The following is a 20,773-nucleotide window of genomic DNA, read 5'->3' on the forward strand; positions in this document are numbered from 1 at the left end:
GATGGGGCAGGTTCAGCCGGTCTGGGCGCGCCAACTCGCTAACATCCTGCGTTGAAACGAGATTGCCGCCCGCATCCAAGGTGGCCAGCTCGCGTTTGTGACGCGGGAGGAACGATCATGAACGAAGATCCGAAGTTCTGCCGGCAACGCGCCGAGGTCGAGCGGCGCGCAGCTGCCGCCACTGATCTGGCGCGCGTTCAGGAGCGTCACCTGCAATCGGCCGCGACGTGGGACCGAATGGCGGAGCGCGGCGAAGCCCTCCTGCGCTCGCGCGCGCAAAAGGCGGCACTCGCGGAGTGACGCGCTCGAGACGGCGGGGTGAGTGGCGCCCCGCCGATCTGGGGGGGGGAGAAGAGCAGCGAGGCGCCAATCGAACCGCGGCTAATGGGGTCGGCTACGGTCACTTGCTGAACCTCGCCCGCGCCGCCCCGTTCCCGTGAGGCGAGAAAAAACAACACCTTAGACGCGCTTGAGCCATCTGACAGCTCACGGAACGAGTCCGCGCCGTGGGCGATTCATCCCGGTGAAGCGAGCTCGATCCTCGACGCGGGAGGCGCTGAACGCCTGTCCTGTCACGGCGCCGGATCTTCCGGTCGTCGCGATGCACTTCATCACCTGTCCCGAGTGCGGCCAAGACGTGGACTGCCGCAGGCTCGGCGACGTCCTTCACCACGACGAGCCTGGGCACGAGCCCCTCCCGCCAACCACCGCGGCTCCGCCGTTGGCGTTTGTCGAGCCCATGCTCCCGACGTTGGTCGACGTGGCTCCCGACGGAGATGGGTGGAGCCACGAGATCAAATACGACGGCTACCGGACACAGCTTGTGATCGATGCGACTGGCGTGCGAGCGTTCACGAGAAACGGCCATGATTGGACCGCGCAGTACCGTCCGGTAGTCGATGCGGCTCGCCGGCTTCACTGCTCACGCGCGATCATCGACGGCGAGATGATCGTGCAAGACGATGCCGGGCGGAGCGACTTCAACTCACTCCGCTTGGCGATCGGCCGCAACCCGGAGCGCCTGGTCTTCATGGCCTTCGACTGCCTCCATGCCGATGGGACGAACCTCCGATCACTCCCGCTGGAGCAGCGTCGCGAGCGCCTCGAGGAGATCGTCGGCGCCTTCGATCCGGGCAATCCCATCCACTACAGCGCGGAGGTCCGTGGGGGCGGCCCTGACTTCTTCGCGGCCGTTGATCGGATGGGGCTGGAAGGGATCGTGTCGAAAAAGCGCGGCAGCCGCTACCAGAGCGGGCGGACCAAAAGCTGGCTCAAGATCAAGGCTTGGACCGAGGAGGAGTTCCTGGTCGTAGGAACGGAAGTGACACCGGGCGAGCCGGTGTCCGCGCTCCTGGCTCGCGAGACCGAAGGTGGCCTAGAATACGCCGGCGGAGCAGCGGTGACGCTCGCAGCTCCGATCCGAGAGGTCTTCTACGCTGCAACGGAGCAGCTCAGGCGAGACAAGCCGCTTGCCGGGATGCCGAGGTCTAAAAAGGCACGTTGGATCGAGCCGCAGATGCGCGTCCGGGTTCGGCATCTGAAGGGCAGCGACAAGGTGCGTCATGCTTCGCTGGTCGATGTGACGGAGCTGTGCGGAGTGCGCCGAAAGGCGGGTCTACCGCGTTGACGCGGCGAAGGAGACCGCTTTGACCGACCTGCCGACCTTGCTCGAGAGCACCTCAATCACCATCCCGCTCGATGTCATGCTCGAGCTGATCCGTGCCGCTCGCGGTGACAGCTCGGAGGCCTTGCGCGAAGAGGTCGACAACCTTCTTAAACTCGAGGTCATTGGCACACTCGAGGGCCTCTCAGGCGTCACCGAGGAACAGGTGGCTGAGCTCGTGGCGCAGACATTCGGGGACACTACCTCTCAGGCCTGATCCGATCGTCACTTCGCACCGAGAAGCGCCAGGACAGCCGCGAGCGACATGACGAATAGCGAAAGCCATATCGCAATCTGGCCGTAGATATGAAGAACTACGCCGACCCATGAAAATCTCCGACGCAGCAGGATGCCGCTGCCAACGGCTACGAAGAACGCAACCGTGGTGGGAAAGGCTATAGATGGAGATCGCTGCAGCCCTGCTTCCGCAAGGGGCATCAATCCGATCGCGGTGACGAGCAGCCACGAAAACGCTAGCAGCAGGCCGTCGATGGCTTGCGCCCTTGAACCAGCCTCGGGCGAGGTTTGCGCGCTTGCCAAAAAACCCTCCTTAGCATAGCCTCCGCGCGGAGGCGTTTGCCATGCAAAAGTTCGATAATACCCTATACTACTTGACCGTAGATAGTCCTGGCGGACCGGTGTACGCGACAAAGTCGACGGACGATGATGCTGACACACAATACTGCAACGATGAAGCAGCAACAAGCCGTGGCGTGCGCCTTGCAAAGATGATCGGTTCTATCATATTGCTAAGCGGCTTTCTCTACTGCTGGTTTGCCCTGTAGGCACTATTCCCGCCTTGTCGGGTCGGTGAAGAATTGGCGGTTTAGGTCCTTGTTCACCTCCGACTGGACCTGACTTCCTGCCTGAACAGCACCTTGCCGCATAACGCCCCGAGCATCTTGCTCCGACTGCAACGCGGCCTTTCCAGTCCGGACACGCTCCCGCGCTTGCTCGCCACTCGGCAGCGTCGGCGCTGCGGGGAGCGACGCTAGGCCCTTCGGATGATGCCTTGCTATGACGTCTGCGTCTGAGCTGACTGGCGGCGGCGCAACTTGCACCAAGTCCGGCTGATGCAAACTTGGAGCAACCTGGTCATAAATTTCCTGCTTCTTCTGCGCCAGGAATGTCGCCAGCATACCGTCCCTTGTCAGTCGTTCTTGCTGAGTGAAAGTGGCCTGATGGAGGCTTGGCGCATTAAGTCCCGGCTTCTCTGCCGCCATCCGAGTGTACCATTGGCTAAATTCCTGACTAAGGTTCTCGCTCATCTGGAGACCGTGGGACTCAGCGAAGCTAGCATCGCGGGTCAGCTGCTGGGATAGTTCGTGTAGCTTCTGAGCACGTTGCTCATGTGAGTATGCCATCGCGAGCGCGTCCTCCTCACTCACGGAAGATGTGCGATCCGTAGAGGCGCGCGTGTAGGTCCCTACTTTGGTGTACGTACCGCTTGAGGTTCCGGCGGAATCACCGTTCGCATGCTCATTGCGAGCTGCGTCAGAAGAGCTGCTATTCGTATCGTCAGTCCGGGTGCGATCTGCACTATGGTTGAGGCCATCACGCTGAGCACCAGTCCAAGTGACGCTCCCTGAAACCTTTGGGATCGGGACAGCGTCAAGGATTCGATCCAACCGACCTCGTGGGGCATTCGTTGTTTGGTTGGCCGCTGGAGCAGTCCCAGTGCCCTGATCTGCTTTTTGGGCTGGCTCCGCACGTCGTGTACGCGTCGGAGAGCCCGCTTCGATGCCTCCTTGCACTTGATGAAGGGTTTCTGCGCTGCGGCTCTTAGCGTCTGTCGATCGAAGGGTCTGCCCGGTCGACGAGCGGTTCTCAATACCGTTAGAGACAGATCCAGTGTCGCGATCAAACGTCTCGAACGAGGTTCCTGTTTGGCCGCCCTGACCAGTCTCGAAGCCCGAGCCGATGGTCGTCGATCGACCGGTTGAACTCCGGTTCGTGTGCGTAGCCGACCTGATAGCGGCCGCTGCTTCCATCTCGCTTCGCGACGCTCTCTCAGCGTCACTAGCTGCCTGCCTCATTTCCGCGACATACCCGGAGGACATCGTCGGTTGAACAGCAAGCTTACTCATGCCGGGCGTGACATCGAAGACCGACTGGCCGTTGCCATAGCTGCTCGTTGTGGCTCCATCATCGTAGCGGAACGAGGAGCCCGCCGTTGCAGCTGAGGAGAACATCGGCGCATTCGACCACTGGTCGCTCTGGCGCATGTTGGAGGTCGAGTTGGCGAAGCTCGTATTCCCGTACGAGTAGTTGCCGGTCGTCTGCTCGGCAGCGGCAGCTTCCGCGGCGTTTTGCGCCGGGCTGAGGATCGACGTCGCCTGACCCGAAATGCTCATCGCGCCCTTGGCGAGACCAGCAGCGAGGAACGGCACACTCATCAGCATGAACCCCGCGATCGTCGCGGTCTCGGCGTTGACGGCCCCGATCCCGGCGTAGGTGCCAAGAGACATGCCACCCTCGGCCACGCCCTTCGCCGCGATCGTCGCGCGGGTCATGCAGATCATGTGAAGGATGACGTAGAGCGGTCCCCACGAGGCGAGATAGAAGAAGCCGGTCAGGTATCCCTTCAGTGCTCCGACACCCGTCTGCGGCATCAGGAACAGGGGAAAAATCACCGGGAACATCGCGTAGAACACGACGGTCAGCACGATGTTGAGGATCGGCACCCAGCTCATCGCCTGCTGCGCGATCGAGTTGTACGTATTGCGCGCCTGGATGTCCGCGCGCGTGGTGGCGAAGGTGTCGATCGATGCTGCACCGGGGCCGCCCGCCATACCGTCACGCGCCTGCATGAAGGCGTTGATCGCCGTGTTCTGGCGCATCACGGCCTCGAAGTTAGGGCTCGCGGCGGTGAAGGCCTGATTGACGATCGGCACGTCCTCCCGGAGCTTGGCCGAGGCGACCGCGGTCGACAGCTTCGGGTAAGCCTGCTTGGACCACAACGGCGTGTGCGCCGCGATCATGGGCGTCCACTGCTCGGAGAGCAGGTTGTAGGCGTTGTTGCAGGTGATGATGTCGGTCGTGACCGCGGCACCGGCGCGGCTGGTCCACGGCTGCGACCGCGCGACCGAGCCCGGTCCCATCGCGTTCCAGAGGTCCTTCGCATTGGAGAGGTCGGTCATCGACTTCTGCCCGAGCATGATGTCGCCGAAGACGCAGCTCTTGAAATGCGCCGAGAGATTGGTGGCGAACTCGGCGTCGCGGATCTCGAAATTGCGCGTCGCGTCGAACAGGCGTGCGCCGTAGACCATGCCGTTGGTGGAGTAGTTGAGCTGGTTAGGCATCGTGAAAACGGTCTCGGCCGTCCGCGTCAGCCAGTCGCCGACCTGGCTGGTGAAGCTCGCCATTACGCCGAGCCCGAGAGGCACGTTGGCGATCGTCGCGGGCGCAAGCGAGGGGTTGATGCGGTCGGTCACCTTCACGCTGACGGTCGGCACCATCAGACAGGAATAGATCAGCGTCGAGCCGAGGAACCAGTTCATCCAGACGCGGAAGTTCATCGTGAACGCGACCGACAGGAGCGTGTAGATCAGACCGAGGATCATCACGACCCGCAGGAGCGCGCGGTAGCCGCCTCCGCCTGTCCACGCAGCGACGGCGTTGAACGTGTTGACGATGTATTCGCCGCCACCAATCGTGAAGACCTCAACCATCGCTCGCTGTCCTTAGTTGAGGCCCTGCGCGCTCAGACCGCGCGAGAAGTTGAGCGACGCTGCCATAGCCGGCGACATGCTGTTCTGCAGCGTCGACTCGAGCATCACCGATTTGTTGATGAGGAAGATTGTCTGGTTGAGCGTGTCCTTCAGCTTGAAGTCACGCTGCGCATAGCGCTCGCGCGCAGCGGCGAGCTGCTCACGCCACGCCTTGCTCACATCGACATCGCCCGACTGAACCTGCACCGACGACTGGCTGATCCGATCGAGCATGTTGTCGATCATCGCCGACAGCAGGTTGATCGCCACGATCTCGGCGAGCGCGCTGGTCTCGCCGGGGTTGAAGCTCTGGTGCGCCATCGCCTGCACCGCCAGCATCTTGTAGAGCGGTAGCGAGGTCATGTTGAGCAGCTGCTGCTCCGCGACGTCGAGCGCGCTGTCCGTGCGGATCTTGGAGTTGATCGAGTCGATCATCCCCTTGATCTTCGTCCGCAGGCCGACGGCGATCTGCAGCTGCTGCTCCGTCACCTTGAGGCACTTCAGCTGCTCGTCGCACTTCAGGAACTTAACCGGTGTGCCGCCAGTGCCGGTGCCGTCGAGCAGGGCGGTGACGACCGCCTCTTCGGCGGGGCCGTGGAAGCCGACCATCGGGCCACCATCCGGCGCGCCCTTCGGATCGACGACGATCGTACCGACGAGCGTCATCAGGTACTCCGAGAAGGCCTGATCGTAGGTGCCGAACTTATTCGACTTCTGGATCGCGTCCCAGGTGTAGTTGCGCGCCGCGCCGGCCGCGTTCTCGGCCATCTTGGGGTCCTTGCTGGCGTCGATCGTCGCTTCCTGCTTGCCGCCGGGGCCGCACTCCTGCCGCGACCGTGCCCAATCGGAGAACATGCCCTCGCTGTTGCCAATCGCGGCGCAGACGTTCGAGCGTGCGCCCGCCATCTTCGGCCAGAGGCCACCCACCAGGCCCTGCGCGGCCTCGCAGGACGAGATGTTCATCTGGTTCATTTGCTGCGCCTTGTTGGCCATGCCGTCCATGACCTTCCCGATCTCCGGCGACACGCTGTCGATCGCGAGCTGGAAGGCGAAGCCGAGCGCATTGTTGGCGGTCGCCTTCAGCATGGCGACCATCTCGGCACCGTTGATGAAGGAGAAGGAACCGGTGAAGATGTCGATCCCGCCGCAGCCCGCGCGCACGCTCGGCATCTGCAGGTTGAAGGGCTGCACGCTCTTCTGCGGGAAGCGCGTCCAGACGTTGCCCATCGAGTAGTAGCCCGCCGTCTGCCCCTGGTAGGCGCTCGGGCCGGTCACGTTGGCCGCACCACCCGCATCCTGGAAGAAGCTGTTCATCTGCCCCGCCACGTCCGCGCGAGCGATATCGACCGGGATCATGCTCGCGGCACCGAGCACCGCGACGGCCGCGGCGGTGCGCCGCAAGAGAACGCGGAAGGGGGAAGGGCGAGGGGAGGGGGCGGGCATCAGAAGTCCTCACCCGGCTTGGTGTTGGTGAGCATGAAGATGCGCTCCATGATCTCATCGGCTGACATGACGCCGAAGCCGATGGGGACGGTCTTGCGGGTGACGGTGTCGAAGAGCACCAGCGCCGGCGTCGCGAGCGGCACGCCCATCCGCTCGCGCTGACCGCTGTCGACGACGTAATTGGGGAAGGAGCGGCTCGGCCCGCCGTCGGTCGAGACTGCCATCACCGTCATGCGGTGACTGTCGGCGACCGAGCGCAGGATGGGCGAGAACACCTCACAGGCCGCGCAGCTCTGCGCGAAGAAATAGAACATGCCGTAGCGCTGGCCGATGCGCGCCAGCGCCTGGTCGCGGGTGGCGCTGCGGTTGTCGGTCCACGCGCGCTTACCGACCGTCGAGACCGGCCGCTGCAACGTGTAGTCGATGTCGGGGTTCTGCCAGAGCGCGCGCTGCCAGGTGTCGGAGAACACTGAGGCGCGGTCGAGCTGCTCGCGCTGGTAGCGGACGTAGGCGATCACGTTGGCCTCGGTCGGCTCGAGGATGGCCTTGTTCTTCAGCTCGTTCAGCTGCCGCGTGATGGCCTTCATGCGATCGGTGGCCGAAGCCTGCGCCTGCTGCGCGGCCTGCGGCGTCTTGGGCGGCGCCTTGGGGCGCTCGCAATAGAACCACTGCCCGAGCCGGCGCTGGCCGCAGTAGAAGTCGTCGCCCTGCACGGGACCGTCCGCTCTAGCTTCGACGACGTCGGGCAGCGTCTGGTCCTCGGCCGAGGCGTCCTCGCCCGCGTCCGACATCGCGGCCGACTGCAGATCGAGCGACTGCGCCGGCGCCGCGATCGGCGCGGCCGCGGCGAGCAGCATGAGGAGCGTGGCGGCGAAGCGGCCGCGGCGGTTATCCCTGATCGTCGTCATCGTCATGCTCCCCGTCGAGCTCAATCATTGCGAGTTGAAGGACCGACATCATCCGCGCGACGTCGAGCATCTTGGTGCCCTGATCGAGCATGCGGACGATACCGCGCAGGTGGCTGCGGCCGTGCTTGCGGCCCTTGATCGTGGCGCGCATGCCTGTCGGGCGGCGAACCAGCCAGCCGGCATCGACCATGCGCGGGAAGGAGCGCTCGACCTCGCGCGGGTCGACGTCGCACTGAAACCAGTGGCTAACCGTCTGCGCGACCTCGCCCGCGGAGGTGCCGCGGCTCGAGCGATGAATACGAAGGAACACCGCCAGATCGAGCACCGACATGTCGATCATGCACGGCCCCCCCGGACCGTCCGCATCATTTGCGCCCGTGAAGGTCATAATACCCCTGAATTTTTTGCTGGATGCCGGTCATTACGCTGACCTCATCCGGCAGCTTCGCTGCGTCCATGAACTCGGCATAGACCTCGGAGAAATCCATCTTCGACAGATCGAGGCGCTGAAACTCCTCGATCGTGAAGCCCTTGCAGGTTTCGTCCTTGGGTTTGCCCCATGGCTTGTTGATCTGCAGGCGACCTTGTTCCTGCAGGATCCGGGAAAGCTTGCTGCCGAAGCAGCAGTAGGCGTCCTTCGACGTCACGCAGACGCCGAGGATCTTGTCCGAGCAGTAGGATCCGACCTTATGGCAGAGCCCCTTGTCGTCCTTCTCGTCGAGCTGCTTCTCGGCCGAGCTGCACAGCCACGGCGTCAACAGCGGCACGCCCTTGCCCGAGCAGCAATTCGACGCACCGAAGATCTTCTTGTTGCAGGTGTTACGCTCGCCCGAGAAGACCGTGAGCTTGTCGGGATCGAACTGCTTGCCCGCATCGCCGATCGCGTGGAGCGCCACCAGCGCGTCCTTGAACTCGGTCGAGGCCTCACGCTCGATCTGCTCGCAATCGCCGTTGATGCAGTAGACGTCGTTGCCGCAGACATACTGCTTGTCGGTCGCCGCAGGATCGTCAGGCAGCGGGCAGCTGTAGACGCGCTGCGACACCTTGCAGGCGCCGTCTCTCGGATCGTCGAGGCACTCGTCGCGCAGGAACGTGCACTGCTTGTTGTCGTCGAGCGCGCTGCAGTCGCTCGCTGGCTGGAGCCGCTGGCAGGTGAACGTCCGCGACCAGGCCCAGCAGCTCTGCGTTACCGCCACGCCCTCGATCGTGCGCGTCTCTGGACCTTCGGTGCAGACCTCGGCAGCCTGCGGCGTGCAGCTCGCGTCCGCGGCGAGCGCGGGGCAGGTGCCCTCGTTGCGCGTCACGGTGACGCTCGTTTCGCCTTCCTTCTTCAGGAAGACGGTGTTGGTCTTGAAGTTGAAATGTGCCGGGATCTCGGCCTGCGGGATCTCAGTCGAGCAGGAGTATAGCTGCGCGGTGCCGCTGACCTTGCTCTTACAGAATTTGCGGTAGTCCTCGATGTTCGTGCCACCGGCGCCCATCTCGATTTGGGCATCGCAGACGTGCTTGGACACCGGCTCGGCGCGGCAGATGCCGGCCGCGACCTTGGCCTGCATCACCGTATTTCGAGCAAAGCCGTTGCCCTCGTTCTTGTCCGGCGCGCCGTAGTAGAACCACCGCGAGGTATTGACGACGTTCGGCACCATGGTGCCGCGGCAGGTCTCGTTGGCCTGGGTGACCTTGGAGCCCTTGTTGCAGGTCGCCTCGTAATAGCCCTTCGACCCAACCGAGGGCGGGAGAGCGGTGCAGGTGCCGGTCGTGCCGCCGATGTTCTGCCCGCCGAGATAGGTCTCGGGGTCCTTCTCGATTGCGGTGCCGCGCGAGGTGGCGGCGAGAATCTCCGAGTTGCTGAAGCTTGGGCGGGTGCCGGCCGTGTCGACGACGGTGCCATAGGCGTCGCTGGTCGGCGCGGCGCCTTTGCCGTCCGTCGTCAGCTTGTCGGGATCGTCGAAATAGACCTTCTCGGGCAGGTCCGTGCCGCCGTAGCCGGGCAGCTCCTGCAGCTTGGCGTCGCTGGGTCCCAGGCTCTCGTCCGCGCGCATCGCCTTGCCCATGGCGTTGCCTTCCTGGCGCGCCTGCTCGATCGTCGTCTGCGCGATGACGCCGCTGGCGCCGCCCGCAATGACGGCGAGGAAAAGCGAGGCGGCGAGGCGCTTCACCTACGCGCCCTTGCCCATGTTGCGCAGCGCCACGGATGCGACGCCAGCGCCAGGTCCACGCCCGTCAACGAAGGTGTCGAGCACATAGCGCACCGACACGTTGCCGGTGATGCGATCGAACGCCGGAACGGCGGTGCGGCAGTTGAGGCCGGAGCACAGGTCGAAGTCGGAGGAGACCGCGACATAGGTCGGCACCGCCTGCACGTCGAAGGCGCGGAACAGGCGCGGGTCGATGCCGACGTTGGAGAGCTGATCCTTCTCGGTCACGACCTTGCTCAGCGCGTCGCTGAACGCCTTCATCGAATTGTTCGGGAAGCCGCGAAACACGACCACGCCGCCCGCCTTGGCGGTGTCGGCGATGAGCTGGCGCAGCGCCGGCGCCGGCATCGACAGGCTGGCGAAGGCGATGAACTGCGGCGCGTCACCGCGGCCGGTCGACGACACGTTCTGGCTTGCGCCCTTGATGATCTCGTCGAAGTCGAACGCACCGTCACCGTTCATCGGCAGGTCGGCCTTGGCCAGCTCGGTGAGGTTGCCGGTCGCCTTGTCCTGCACCGCGACCGCTTCCTGGCGGAAGGCGTCGCCGCGGTTGCGGACCTGCTCGGCGAAGGTTTCGGCGTCGCCCTGCATGGCGGCCGAGCGGCGCTTGATCGCCTCGAGGTCGAGCCCGTCGACTGTCTGACCGATGGCCTGGATGCCGGCGAGCCCGGCGATCCCGGCAGCGACAAGGAGGAAGCGGCGCATCAGGGTCTCCTCACAGTACGCAGCAGTTGCGCTTGCGCCAGACGAGATAGCCCATGTCCTCACCCTTCACGGGGAAGGCACGGCCAGCCTGCGGCGGCATCGTCGACGCGCCGAGCGGCGAGCACGCCGCCTTGCCGCTGACGGTCGGGATCGGGTTGGTCATCTGGACGCGGTATTGCTGCTTCTTCAGCACCGGCATCGGGTACTTGTTGCACAGGCCCTTGGAGCCCATCGTGCCCCAGGCGAGGCCCTCGCGGTGGATCTTGAAGGCGAAGCGAGCAAGCGCAAGGCGCGACGCCTGCACGTGACCGACCGAGGCGGCGATGTTGCCGTTGATGGGATACATCGGCCCCTGGCAGCCAGCGCACCAGAAGGTCGCATCGAGCGGCAGCTTGGCGGTTGCGGCGATGCAGTCGCCCGCGCACGCGGCCTGCGCGATCGGCGAGGAGAAGAGCACGGCTTCCGGATTGATGAGGGCGGTGAGCGAGTCATCCTGCCAGAGCGGGTCGACCTCCGTCATGTAGGCGATGTCGAACGACGACTGCTCGAAGCACGCGAAATCGGCGAGGATCTCCATCCAGTAGAGCAGGGGGTAGACGTACCAGTGGACGTGCCACTTGGACGTGTTCTGCCCATTGCCGCCCTTCTGCGACGGGCCGGAGAGCTGGCCTTGGCCGATGTCGAAACCCGGCGAGATCTTGGTGCCGCCCAGGTTCACGAAGCACCACGGCTTCGTCGAAACGTCGGCTAGACGCACAGGCTCCCAGAAGCCCGCCGCGATGCCGATCCGCGGCACAGGCGAGCCGCAGGCGCAGACCGGCAGGTTGGGGTTGTCGGTGTCAGGCCGGTTGCTCGGCCAGATCTTCAGCCCGCCTACCGAGAGCGGAAAGAGGCAGGACCAGCAGACGTCCGTGATCGGGTTGACGAACTTGCCGGTACACTTCGACTGCGCCTCCGCGCGCGGGCTCAGCACCGCCGACAGGGCGAAGGCGAAGAGCGCGAGGGTGAGGAGGCGCAACGCCTTCACGCGACCTCCTCCGACGAGGTGGCGGCGTCGAGGTAGGCGTTGTCGGCACGGTTCTTCCGGAACACGTAGAGTGTCGTGTGAAGCGCAGTCACGGCGAGGAGGGCGGCCACCATGAACGAGGCAGGCCGACCGAACAGCTGCACCAGGGTGCTGATCGACAGCACGCCGAGCGCCGAGGCCACGCAGAGCACCTGGAAGGTGCGGCGCATGCCGCGCAGCTCGTCCGTTTCCGGCGCGGCCATCGGCGTCTTCATCATGTCGAGCCAGAGCGGCATCAGCTGTTCCCTTTCAGCTTGATCTCGGAGAGCTTCATGACCCGGCCGTCCTGGACGGCGACCGCGGGGGTGTGGCGGATGCCGAGCTTGCCGGTCAGCCGGCCTTCCTGGTCGAAGTAGAAGCGGCGCTGGCGCTGGGTCATCTCATCGATCGGCGAGCCGCTCACGAGGATGATCTTGGCCTTGAGGTCGCTGTAGGTCGTCGTCGCCCACGACATCTCGGCGTCGTTGTCGCCGTCGACGAAGACGAGCGCTTGGCTTACCGCGGCGAAGTCCAGCGGGTTCACTGTCTGCCCGCGGCGCGCGATGTAATTGCCCTTTTGGTCCTGCACGTCGCGCTCGATCGTGATCGTGGGGTCATAGGCCCAGGTGCGCGCTTCCGACGCCGGCGTGATGCCAGCGACCGGCTTGGGGCGGCGAACGCGCGCCTCGGTCCGCTTGGCGAAGGCAGCGTTCATGCGGTCGATCTCGCCGTCCGACTGCAGCCGCTGCAGCTTGGCCTCGATCGTCGCCAGCAGGTCTGGCTCTACGATCGGGAAGACCTGGCCGACCACGCCGTGATCGCGCGCGCGGGTCGCCGAGGTCAGCGATATCGAGAGCAGCGCCAGACACGCGACGGACTCGAGCGCGCGCTTCACAGGATCGGCTTTCCGACGCCGACGATCGCGGCGGTGCAGGCGTAACCGATCGCGGCGTAGCGGCTATCGAAGCCGTCCTTGTGCGGACTGCCGACGAAGTAGCAGCCGCGGGGGATCACGCCGGTTGGCCCGGGCACGAGACGCTCGCCGAACTTGCTGACGGGCTTCATGCGCGCGACGAGCTTGCCCGCGACGATGACGTCGGCACCGCGATGCCGGACCACGTCCCCGGGCATGCCGTAGACAATCTTGCCGAACATCTGCTTCTTGGCGCCGAAGTGACGCACCACCAGCGGCGCCTTCGGCGGCACGAAGAACACGTACTCGCCCCGCGCTGGCGTCGCGGTCTTGTGGATTACGAAGGCCCAGTTGGGCAGCGATTGCGAGGAGTTGATGAGCAGCGCGTGGTTCTCGCGCCAGCTCGCCAGCGCATTGAGCGACAGCCCGCCTGCCGTGAAGAGCCCGAGCGCCGCCCACAGCCGCTTGCGCGGGCGAAAGCGCTCGCCGGCGACCGGCGCCGGGAGGGCGGCGGCCTTACTGGCCACCGGGACCACCGAAGGTCGAGACGCTGGCGCCCTGAGCCGCCATGTCGGGGGCAGGCGCAGGAACGCCCGCGTCCGTAGAGGGCATTGGCCCGAACGGTGAGCCCGCCGGAACATCGGTCGGCGTCTGCGCGAGCTCGACCGGGGAGGGGGCTGCGGCTGGCGCGACCTGCGCAACCGGTGCCTGTCCGCGCATCATCGCGCCCATCTGCGCGGGCGATGCCGCCTGCGGCACCTTGACGCCCGCGGCATAGACCGCCTTGGCGACCTCGGCAGTGATGTCGGGCACGCTCTTGGAGAGCACCGCCTCACCGACGAGCACCACCTGGCCCGCCGCGCCGCGGCGCTGCAGCTCGCCGTCGAGCGTCGCCATGAAGGTGCGCATCTGCGCCTGGACCTGCTCGGGCGGGGTTGCACTGCGCGCCTGCGCCTGGACGTACTCGCCGACGATCTTGGAGAGATCCGCCTTGACGATGTGCTGCGGCTTCTCCGCGGTCACCGCCTTGGTGATCCACATCGCCCAAACCAGCGCGACGAGGAGGGCCGCACCGAGGAGCAGCTGCTGCGCGGTGTAGCCGGCGAAGACGGCACGGCGACGCGCGGGCGCGATCGTGGCGGAGGCGGGAGCGGGGGCGGGGGCCGCGGTGGCAGGCTGGGGCGCGACAGGCGCGCCCATCTCGTTGTTGTCGGTCATGCGCGCGGCTCCTTGGCGGCCGGGTCACCCGGGAGGATGGCGTGACGGCGGAAGAAGATGAGCGCGCCCGACACGATCATGTGGACGATGCCGACGGTGATCTTGAACTGGTCGACGCGCGCGGGGCCTGCCGCGAGGTAGCGGCTGGTCATGTTCTCGAGGTGGTTCATCATGCCATCGAGCGAGAAGCCGCCCAGCACGAGGAAGAAGAGGACGAACACGCCCCAGGTCATCAGCAGCGTGGTGGCGAGGAAGCCCGTCATGTGCAGGCCGAAGTAGAGCAGGAAGCCGGCATCGGTGCGCGCGGCCGGCCGGGGCGGCGAGAGCGGCACGATGCGATCGGGATGCGTTGCCATGAGGGTCACTCCGCGGCAATCGGGAGCTGGTCGTCGGCGACGTCGCTCCACTTCTCGGGGTTGTCGGGATAGGCGACGCGCTCGATCGCCTCTTCCATCGTCAGGCCGTGGCCGAGCAGGTCATGGATGGCTGCGAAGGTGCGCGGCGAGGACGAAAAGACGGTCGCCGAATAAGGATCGAGCACGAGGCGGCCGACCGCCATCGACTCCGGCCCCTTGATGAGGACGTCGGAATATTCGACGCCGTTGCGCTTCAGCGAGCGCATGAGCGCGTCGGTGTAATCGTCCATCTCGAAGCGGTCGTGCTTCTTGAAGTCCGCAATGGTCTCGGCCTTCTGCTGCAGCACGACGAACCAGTCGCTGTTCTCGAGCGCCGCCTTGGAGCCGTCCGACTTGTAATAGTCGTTGATGCTCTGCGTAGCGGTGACGAGCGACGCACCGTACTTGCGGCAGGTGCGCGCATAGGCCTCGATGAAGTCGGCCATGGAGCCGCCCTTGAGCATCTGCCATGCCTCGTCGAGGAGCAGCGCCTTGGGCACCGAGCGATCCTCGCGGCGCATCGCCTGGCTTGCCATGAACATGATCGCGGTCAGCGCGACCGAGCGCAGCTCCTCGCGCGAGGACAGGTCCGACAGCTCGAAGACGGTGAGGTTGGCCTTGAGCTCGAACGACACGTCGCCGGTGAAGAACCGGCCATAGGTGCCGGCACTCGAGAACGGCCGCATGGCGATGCCGAGATCAGCCGCGACCGGATTGCCGGTTTCCTCGAGCGCGGCGATCACGTCGTCGATGCAGCCGCCACGCCCTTTCTCGGCCCATACCTTGTTGATCGCGCCGTCGATCAGCCCGCGCTCGGTGTCGTTGAGCTTGTCGATGTGGCGCGCCATCTGGTTCACGATGCTTTTCAGCATCGCGAAGCAGTCCATGAGGTAGTCCTCGTCCTGCCCCGCCAACGTCGGATCGATCATGGCGAAGGGGTTGATGCAGAAGCCCGACGCCATCGTGAACTCGACAAAGGCACCGCCCTGCAGCTTGGCGGAATGCTCGAACGAGCGGCCATCGTCGATCACGACGACCTTGGCGCCGGCACCGACCATCGAGGCGCACAGCTCCTGCAGCGCGACCGACTTGCCCGAGCCCGACTTGCCGCACACCGCGACATTGTGGTTGCCCGCGCTGTTCTCGAACGGCGACCAGAAGAAGGGCTGCCCGCGCCGACCGACCAGCATGAGGTGCGGCTGGTGGCCGCCCAGATACTCGCCCTGCATCGGCATGAGGCTGGCGGCGGTGGTGGTCAGCACCGTGCGCATGCGCTTCATGTTCTTGAGGTCGAAAGACAGGCCGTTGGCCATCGTCATCGGCATGGCGGCGAGCAGGCCCTGGATCTGCAGGTAGCGATCGTCGAGCAGGTCCCAGCCTGCGGCGCGGTACACCGACTTCAGCGTCCGCTCGTTGGAGTCCCCCTTGCCCTTCGGGCTGAACGACGTGACCGAGTAGAACGCCTGCACGAGCTTGCGACCCTGGCGCAGCTCGTCCTTGACGAACTTCCACTCCGCCGACTGGTCTTTCAGCTGCGGCAGCATGCGCGCCGACTTGGAGTCAGCGAGGCTGGTGGTGCGCATGAACTTGCGACCGGCGCGCTGCCCCTCGGCCTCCGCGTCGGGAAAGTCGAGGCACAGGTTGGTCGAGACCGGGCACGGCATGCGCAGCTTGTCGGCGAACATGTCGCCGATGAGCTTGGCCATGTCCCACGGTGCCCAGCGCTGCGGCAGGTTGCGCACCGAGAAGGAGCGGACGTCGAACGTGTCGGGGTAGATCTCGCCGATCTCCGGCGCGTCATCGACCGTCTTGCCGGTCGGACGGAAGCGCTCGGTCCGCAGCAGGATGCGGTCCGGCTCGATCTTCATCTCGAGGTCGTGACGCACCGCCTGGTCCGCGATCGGATCGAACGGATTGTAGGAGATCATGTCGTCGCCCGGCGCCGTCGTTGGCGAGGTCAGATCGTCGATCCACGTGATAAGCGCCTTGGGATCCATCGGGCGCGAGTGAACGCCGATCGATTCCAGCGTCGAGGCGAGCCCCTCCATCACGGAGACGATCTCCTCGTTGGAGACGCGGCTGGTCTCCGGCGTCGAGTAGGAGAGCGCGAGGCGATGATTGCGCATGTGAAAGGGGGCCGCGGTCGAGAGCGAGTTCCACACTCCGGCGAGCAGATAGTCGGTGCGGTGCTTCGCCATGCGCTCGTAGACGCCAGCCGCGGAGAAGCGCGGCAGATACCATTTGGAGAGCAGCTCGCTGATGCGCGGGCTCATCCAGCCATGGACCTGCAGCGCGCCCGGCGTCGGGATGCCCTCGGACAGGAACTGCGCGAGCATCTCGTGGCTCTGCTCGGTCGCGCCCATCATCGGCGTGCATTCGAGCACGAAGCCGCGCGTGCCGCTGTTATAGAAGATCTGCGTCTTGGGATCGTAGCTACGGTACGGCAGCCAGTGGACGAACCGCGGGACCGCGGTGTCGGGGCGCCCGCCCTCGGGCTTGGCGCTATCGCCCAGGATCGTCGCCAGCAGGCCGCTCAGGAAGCTCATTGATCCACTCCGGGGAACGAGGGCGCGCGCAGCACCGGGATGACGCCGTTCGCCTTGGCCGCCTCACGCGCCTCGGGCTCGGCGCGCGCGAGACCGGCGCGGATGGCCGGGCTGGCACCGACCGCCGCAAGCGCGGTGCGCCCCGCCTGGGTGGCGTGCACCGGCACCGTGATGGCCGACGTCGCTGTTGGCGCCGTCGCCGGGCGGGTAGGCGCGGAAGGGGAAGGGACGGCAGGCGTGAGGATGCCGACCGCCTGGGTCGTGGCCGTGCGCGCCTGTGGCGCGGTTGGGGCAGGGCGCGGCGTAATAGCGCGCGAGCTGCTCGGCGCTGCGGGAACGGTGATCGGCGCACGTTGCCGATAGGCCGGCGTGGTAGAGACCGGCGTGCGGCGCGGATTGCGGGCGAGCTGGTTGGCCACCTGATCCTTGATGACACCGACCGGGTCAGCCGGCACGCGCGCCGCGGCGACTGCGGCCGCGCTCGGCATGTCGGGATCCACACCCGCGTCCGCGTCGCCGGTGATCGGAGGATCCACGCGGTCGACCGCTGCGAGGAGCGTGTCGCCACCTGCCGCACTTGCGACCTCGGCCGGCGTGGTTGCAACGGCGTTGCTGGCAAGCTCGCGCTGCCACTCGCCGCGCTGGACTACGGCATGGATCGCGGTCTGTTCGCGCAGGCGCCCCGCGGCGTCGATCTGCGCGGGGAAGACGATGCGCAGCACGCGCTCCTGGCTGCGCGCCGGCGTGGCCGCGGCCGACTGGAAGCCGCCTGCGACGTTGCGGGCCGCAATGCTCTGGCCACCGCGATCGTCCGTCGCCGGCGCGCTGTATGGACCGGCCGGCGTAATCATGCGGTCACCGTCCTCACCTGCGATCAGCGCCAGCGCGCGATCGTCGATGGTCGAGCTCGGCGCGCAGATGCCGTCCGGCGCGATGCACGAGAAGTTGCCCTTGATGTTGCCGCCCAGCGTCGTGCAGCTGGAAAGGCTGGTGCCAGCGAGAATGAGCGCGAGCGCGCCGAGCTTGGTAGGCGTCACGACCGTGCTCCCTCGATGAAGGCAGCGAGCGCCTCCTTGGGCCGGTAGCCCTCGATCATCGCGCCGTCGGAGCGAACGATGACGGGCGTGCCGGAGAGACCATGCGCGCGCGCGAACTTCTCGTTGGCATCGAGGCCCGAGGTGTCGCACGTGCCGGTGTTGCGCAGCGGCTCGCCGGCGTATGCCTGGTGCAGCGCCTCCTCACGATTCTTGGCGCAGTAGACCTGGTTGGCGAGGTCGCGGCTGCCGAGCACCGAGATCGGCCGCTCGATCACGCGGACGTTCATCGTGCGCAGCGTGTTTGAGAGCGCGCGACAGTAGCCGCAGCGGAAGTCGCTGAAGACGGTGACCGTCTTGCCGGCCGACTTGCCCCACACGATCGCGCCGGTCGCCGGCAGGCTCGTGAGCGAGAGGTGTTGCGGCGCCGCTGGTGCCGAGGGCGGCGCGCCCGCGCCGCGCGTCAGCGGCGCCTCGTCGCTGCTGGCCGCGTTGTTGGCCTTGGCCGCTCCGCCGATCAGCGTGTCGGGATTGATCTCGAGGAGACGGGTTGCGGTCAGGTCCTGACGCGTCTCCATGTCGTAAACCCGGCCAATCATGAGGTAGCGGCCCGAGTGATCGACGTAGAAGAGATTGCTGCCGGCAGTGACCTCACAGAGGCCGTCGACGACGCCGCAGTCCACCTTGGACACATCAGTCCGCGGCAAACGCGCTTTGAGCAGCGCCGCGACCTTCTGGTTGGACGGGGACATGATGCCGAGGTCGGCCGCAGCGCCTGCGGCACCGATGCCGACGACAGCCGCGCAACCCGCGACGGTCGCGATGAAGCGAGGACGAAGACGCCAGAAGGCGATGTATTCAATTGCGGACATACACACCCTCCAGGAAGACGATCTCGACGTCGACACCGGTCGGCATCTCGATGACGGGCTGGTACTGCTCGGCGCGCTCGATCAGGTACTTGGAGACCATGTCGCCGGCCTCGCCGATGCCGTTGCCGACACCGCCCTGCGCGATGTCGCCGAGCCCGAGCTGCTGGCGCTTGCCGTTGGCGAGCACGACGTTGCCGGGTTGAAGCGCGATGTTGGTATTGGCGGCAAAGCCCCGCCCGATTCCGCCGACCAGCCCGGCGAGGAAAGCTTGGCTCACCAGCGAGCCTTCGCGACTGACGACGCGGCCGCGCACGCCCGTCTTGCCGCCGAACGCGATGAAGCCCTTCACCTCTGACTCGGCGTAGCGGCCGCCCGGCTGCGGACAGGTCATCTTCTGCAGCTTGATGTAGACCTTCTCGCTCGACAGCTCGCCGCGCGCGGCGCCGTTGATGAGGCAGCCTTGGATCTTGGTGGTGAGTAGCTTCCCGTTCTGCAGCACCGAGCGCGCCGGGCCGGTGATGCGCAGCACGACCGGAAGCGGGTCGGTCTGGCTGTTCACCCCCGCCGCGGCGTCAACACCGACGATGACCTTGGCGGTCGCGAAGCTGTTCGCGGGCAGGTAGTTGGGGCTGTCGGTATAGACCGTGCTGCCCTTGGCGATCTTGGAAGCAGTGCCGCGGTCGGTCGAGCTGAACGACACCATCTTCACCTCGCTCAGGCGAGGGGCGGACAGGTCCGGACCGGCAGGCGGCGCACCCGCGCCGCGGCCGTACACCGCAGCGCTGCCCGGGCCGTACATCGCCTGGGGACCGGCCGGGACCGGGGGCGGAGTGGCTGAGCGCTCGTTGACCTGCCGACGCAGCTGCTCGTTCTCGGCCTGGTAGGCGGAGAGCACACGCTGGCCGTCTGCGGACATCGACTGGTTCTGCGCCCGCATGGCGTCGAGCTGCTGCGAGAGCAGGGTCACCCGCGCGTTGGTGCCGTCGACCGCCTTCAGCTGGTTTTCGGTCGACTGGAAGCGGTTCTCCGACAGCGCCATCCACTCCTGCTCGGAGAGGGTCTTGTTGGCCATGTCACTGACCGAGACCTTCACCTGCTCGGGCTTGTCGGGGTCGACCTTCTTGGCGCCGTCGTCACCGCCGAAGATCCAGAACGACGAGGCGACGAGACCCACCGCGCCGACGCCGGCGAGGAGCATGCGCTGCTTCTTCTTGGTCTCGGTGTTGCCGTCGAGCTCGGACGCGATCGGCGAGACGCCGTCACCGGCGGGAGCGGCTTCCGGGCCGTCGAGCGGCTTGCGGCTCCGCGAGAAGATGTCCTTGAGGGCCATGGCTTAGTTTCCGTTCCGCGAGACGAGGTAGGCGGTCGTGACCCGACCCGGTGCGAGCTTGGGCTCGGCGATCGAGACGGCGAGGGCGGTTGAGGGCGCGACCTGCGCCTCGGTCAGGACCTTCTCCTGCGTGCCCTTGTTCTCGATGCGCAGCACGCGGCCGGTCAGCGCCTCGCCGCGGTACTCCGAGATCATCTGCACCTTGAGGTCGCCGACGTAGACCGGCTTCAAGGAGCGCTGGCGCAGCTCGTAGCCGTCGACCGACTTGTTGGCGTACATCGCTTGCACCAGCGACACCGCTGCATCCTCGGGCGACGAGGCGGCCGCGACCTTGGTCGGCGCTGCCTCGACCGCGTCCGCCTTGGCGATCGCGGGGTTGGAGAGGAACACCTGCACCGCCTGGTCGCCAGCGATACGGCAGGCGAACTTGTAGACGTAGCCGCGCTTGGAGGTGCCGAAGAATGACAGCGTTTGGCGGTTGAAGCCCTCCGGAACCGACAGGTAGATGTCGCCGCGGACCGGCTCGTTGACGACCGAGAAGTCGTCCGACGGGTTGCCCGTGTTGATCTTGGACACGCCGGCGAACTCGTCGCCGACGAGGCTGATGCGGGTAAGGTCCTTGGCCGAGGCGGTGCAGGCGACCTGCGCGCCGTCCGCCACCATCAGCGTCTGGTCGCCGGCCGCGAAGGCGGGAGCCGCAAAGACGAAGACAGCGACGGCGATGAGCGCAGCGCCGGCGATGCGGCTGAGCCAGCACATCGTGCGCGAGGCGAGCATCGTGCCGAGCGCGGCG

General features: G+C 66.1%; 21 protein-coding genes. 3 read left to right on the forward strand and 18 right to left on the reverse strand.

What is annotated here, in order from left to right:
• Window positions 1-117 precede the first annotated feature (117 nt).
• The 3 genes from EV292_RS18430 to EV292_RS18440 all read left to right on the forward strand — a co-directional run bounded on the left by EV292_RS18430 (window position 118) and on the right by EV292_RS18440 (window position 1,880).
• Window positions 118-300 carry a hypothetical protein gene (locus EV292_RS18430; RefSeq protein ID WP_132910717.1) on the forward strand — a complete coding sequence of 61 codons (183 nt, stop codon included), beginning with the start codon at window positions 118-120 and terminating at the stop codon, window positions 298-300.
• Window positions 301-601: 301 nt separating this feature from the next.
• Window positions 602-1,627 (forward strand): non-homologous end-joining DNA ligase, encoded by a 1,026-nt coding sequence (gene ligD, locus EV292_RS18435; protein WP_132910718.1) that lies wholly within the window; start codon window positions 602-604, stop codon window positions 1,625-1,627.
• A gap of 19 nt (window positions 1,628-1,646) precedes the next feature.
• Window positions 1,647-1,880 (forward strand): hypothetical protein, encoded by a 234-nt coding sequence (locus EV292_RS18440; RefSeq protein WP_132910719.1) that lies wholly within the window; start codon window positions 1,647-1,649, stop codon window positions 1,878-1,880.
• 8 nt (window positions 1,881-1,888) lie between these two features.
• Here the strand turns inward: EV292_RS18440 and EV292_RS18445 are convergent, their stop codons facing one another.
• The 18 genes from EV292_RS18445 to EV292_RS18530 all read right to left on the reverse strand — a co-directional run bounded on the left by EV292_RS18445 (window position 1,889) and on the right by EV292_RS18530 (window position 20,757).
• Window positions 1,889-2,203 carry a hypothetical protein gene (locus tag EV292_RS18445; RefSeq protein ID WP_243693850.1) on the reverse strand — a complete coding sequence of 105 codons (315 nt, stop codon included), beginning with the start codon at window positions 2,201-2,203 and terminating at the stop codon, window positions 1,889-1,891.
• Window positions 2,204-2,451: 248 nt separating this feature from the next.
• Window positions 2,452-5,334: a conjugal transfer protein TraG N-terminal domain-containing protein gene (locus EV292_RS18450; protein ID WP_132910720.1), complete on the reverse strand. Its 2,883-nt coding sequence runs from the start codon at window positions 5,332-5,334 to the stop codon at window positions 2,452-2,454.
• A gap of 12 nt (window positions 5,335-5,346) precedes the next feature.
• The gene (locus tag EV292_RS18455) at window positions 5,347-6,816 is read right to left on the reverse strand and encodes a conjugal transfer protein TraH (protein WP_207913479.1); all 1,470 of its coding nucleotides are present in this window, start codon (window positions 6,814-6,816) and stop codon (window positions 5,347-5,349) included.
• Entirely contained in the window at window positions 6,816-7,724 is a 909-nt protein-coding gene (locus EV292_RS18460; protein WP_243693851.1) for a conjugal transfer protein TraF, read from the reverse strand. Before EV292_RS18460 ends, EV292_RS18455 begins: the two co-directional genes overlap by 1 nt.
• Window positions 7,705-8,064: a hypothetical protein gene (locus tag EV292_RS18465; protein ID WP_132910721.1), complete on the reverse strand. Its 360-nt coding sequence runs from the start codon at window positions 8,062-8,064 to the stop codon at window positions 7,705-7,707. The genes EV292_RS18460 and EV292_RS18465 overlap by 20 nt, the downstream gene beginning before the upstream one ends.
• A 25-nt stretch (window positions 8,065-8,089) precedes the next feature.
• Complete coding sequence (locus EV292_RS18470) at window positions 8,090-9,883, reverse strand: conjugal transfer protein TraN (protein WP_132910722.1); 1,794 nt, start codon at window positions 9,881-9,883, stop codon at window positions 8,090-8,092.
• Window positions 9,884-10,627 carry a type-F conjugative transfer system pilin assembly protein TrbC gene (trbC, locus tag EV292_RS18475; RefSeq protein ID WP_132910723.1) on the reverse strand — a complete coding sequence of 248 codons (744 nt, stop codon included), beginning with the start codon at window positions 10,625-10,627 and terminating at the stop codon, window positions 9,884-9,886.
• Between the two features lie 10 nt (window positions 10,628-10,637).
• Window positions 10,638-11,654 carry a conjugal transfer pilus assembly protein TraU gene (traU, locus tag EV292_RS18480; RefSeq protein WP_132910724.1) on the reverse strand — a complete coding sequence of 339 codons (1,017 nt, stop codon included), beginning with the start codon at window positions 11,652-11,654 and terminating at the stop codon, window positions 10,638-10,640.
• Complete coding sequence (locus tag EV292_RS18485; RefSeq protein ID WP_132910725.1) at window positions 11,651-11,929, reverse strand: hypothetical protein; 279 nt, start codon at window positions 11,927-11,929, stop codon at window positions 11,651-11,653. The genes traU and EV292_RS18485 overlap by 4 nt, the downstream gene beginning before the upstream one ends.
• A complete protein-coding gene (gene traW / locus EV292_RS18490; RefSeq protein WP_132910726.1) occupies window positions 11,929-12,567 on the reverse strand; it encodes a type-F conjugative transfer system protein TraW in 639 nt (212 codons plus the stop codon). Before traW ends, EV292_RS18485 begins: the two co-directional genes overlap by 1 nt.
• Window positions 12,564-13,112 (reverse strand): S26 family signal peptidase, encoded by a 549-nt coding sequence (locus EV292_RS18495; RefSeq protein WP_243693852.1) that lies wholly within the window; start codon window positions 13,110-13,112, stop codon window positions 12,564-12,566. The genes traW and EV292_RS18495 overlap by 4 nt, the downstream gene beginning before the upstream one ends.
• Window positions 13,102-13,803: a TrbI F-type domain-containing protein gene (locus EV292_RS18500; RefSeq protein ID WP_243693853.1), complete on the reverse strand. Its 702-nt coding sequence runs from the start codon at window positions 13,801-13,803 to the stop codon at window positions 13,102-13,104. The genes EV292_RS18495 and EV292_RS18500 overlap by 11 nt, the downstream gene beginning before the upstream one ends.
• Window positions 13,800-14,159: a hypothetical protein gene (locus EV292_RS18505; RefSeq protein WP_132910728.1), complete on the reverse strand. Its 360-nt coding sequence runs from the start codon at window positions 14,157-14,159 to the stop codon at window positions 13,800-13,802. The genes EV292_RS18500 and EV292_RS18505 overlap by 4 nt, the downstream gene beginning before the upstream one ends.
• 5 nt (window positions 14,160-14,164) lie before the next feature.
• Window positions 14,165-16,744, reverse strand: coding sequence for a type IV secretion system protein TraC (gene traC, locus EV292_RS18510; protein ID WP_132910729.1), 2,580 nt, complete (start codon window positions 16,742-16,744; stop codon window positions 14,165-14,167).
• Window positions 16,741-17,781, reverse strand: a complete 1,041-nt coding sequence (locus EV292_RS18515; RefSeq protein WP_132910730.1) for a conjugal transfer protein — start codon at window positions 17,779-17,781, stop codon at window positions 16,741-16,743. The genes traC and EV292_RS18515 overlap by 4 nt, the downstream gene beginning before the upstream one ends.
• Window positions 17,778-18,650, reverse strand: coding sequence for a DsbC family protein (locus EV292_RS18520; RefSeq protein WP_132910731.1), 873 nt, complete (start codon window positions 18,648-18,650; stop codon window positions 17,778-17,780). Before EV292_RS18520 ends, EV292_RS18515 begins: the two co-directional genes overlap by 4 nt.
• Window positions 18,637-19,980, reverse strand: coding sequence for a TraB/VirB10 family protein (locus EV292_RS18525; protein ID WP_132910732.1), 1,344 nt, complete (start codon window positions 19,978-19,980; stop codon window positions 18,637-18,639). The genes EV292_RS18520 and EV292_RS18525 overlap by 14 nt, the downstream gene beginning before the upstream one ends.
• Window positions 19,981-19,983: 3 nt before the next feature.
• On the reverse strand, window positions 19,984-20,757 hold the full coding sequence (locus tag EV292_RS18530) for a type-F conjugative transfer system secretin TraK (protein ID WP_132910774.1): 774 nt from the start codon (window positions 20,755-20,757) through the stop codon (window positions 19,984-19,986).
• Window positions 20,758-20,773 lie beyond the last annotated feature (16 nt).

This window comes from Sphingomonas sp. BK235, assembly GCF_004345855.1.
GTDB lineage: Bacteria > Pseudomonadota > Alphaproteobacteria > Sphingomonadales > Sphingomonadaceae > Sphingomonas.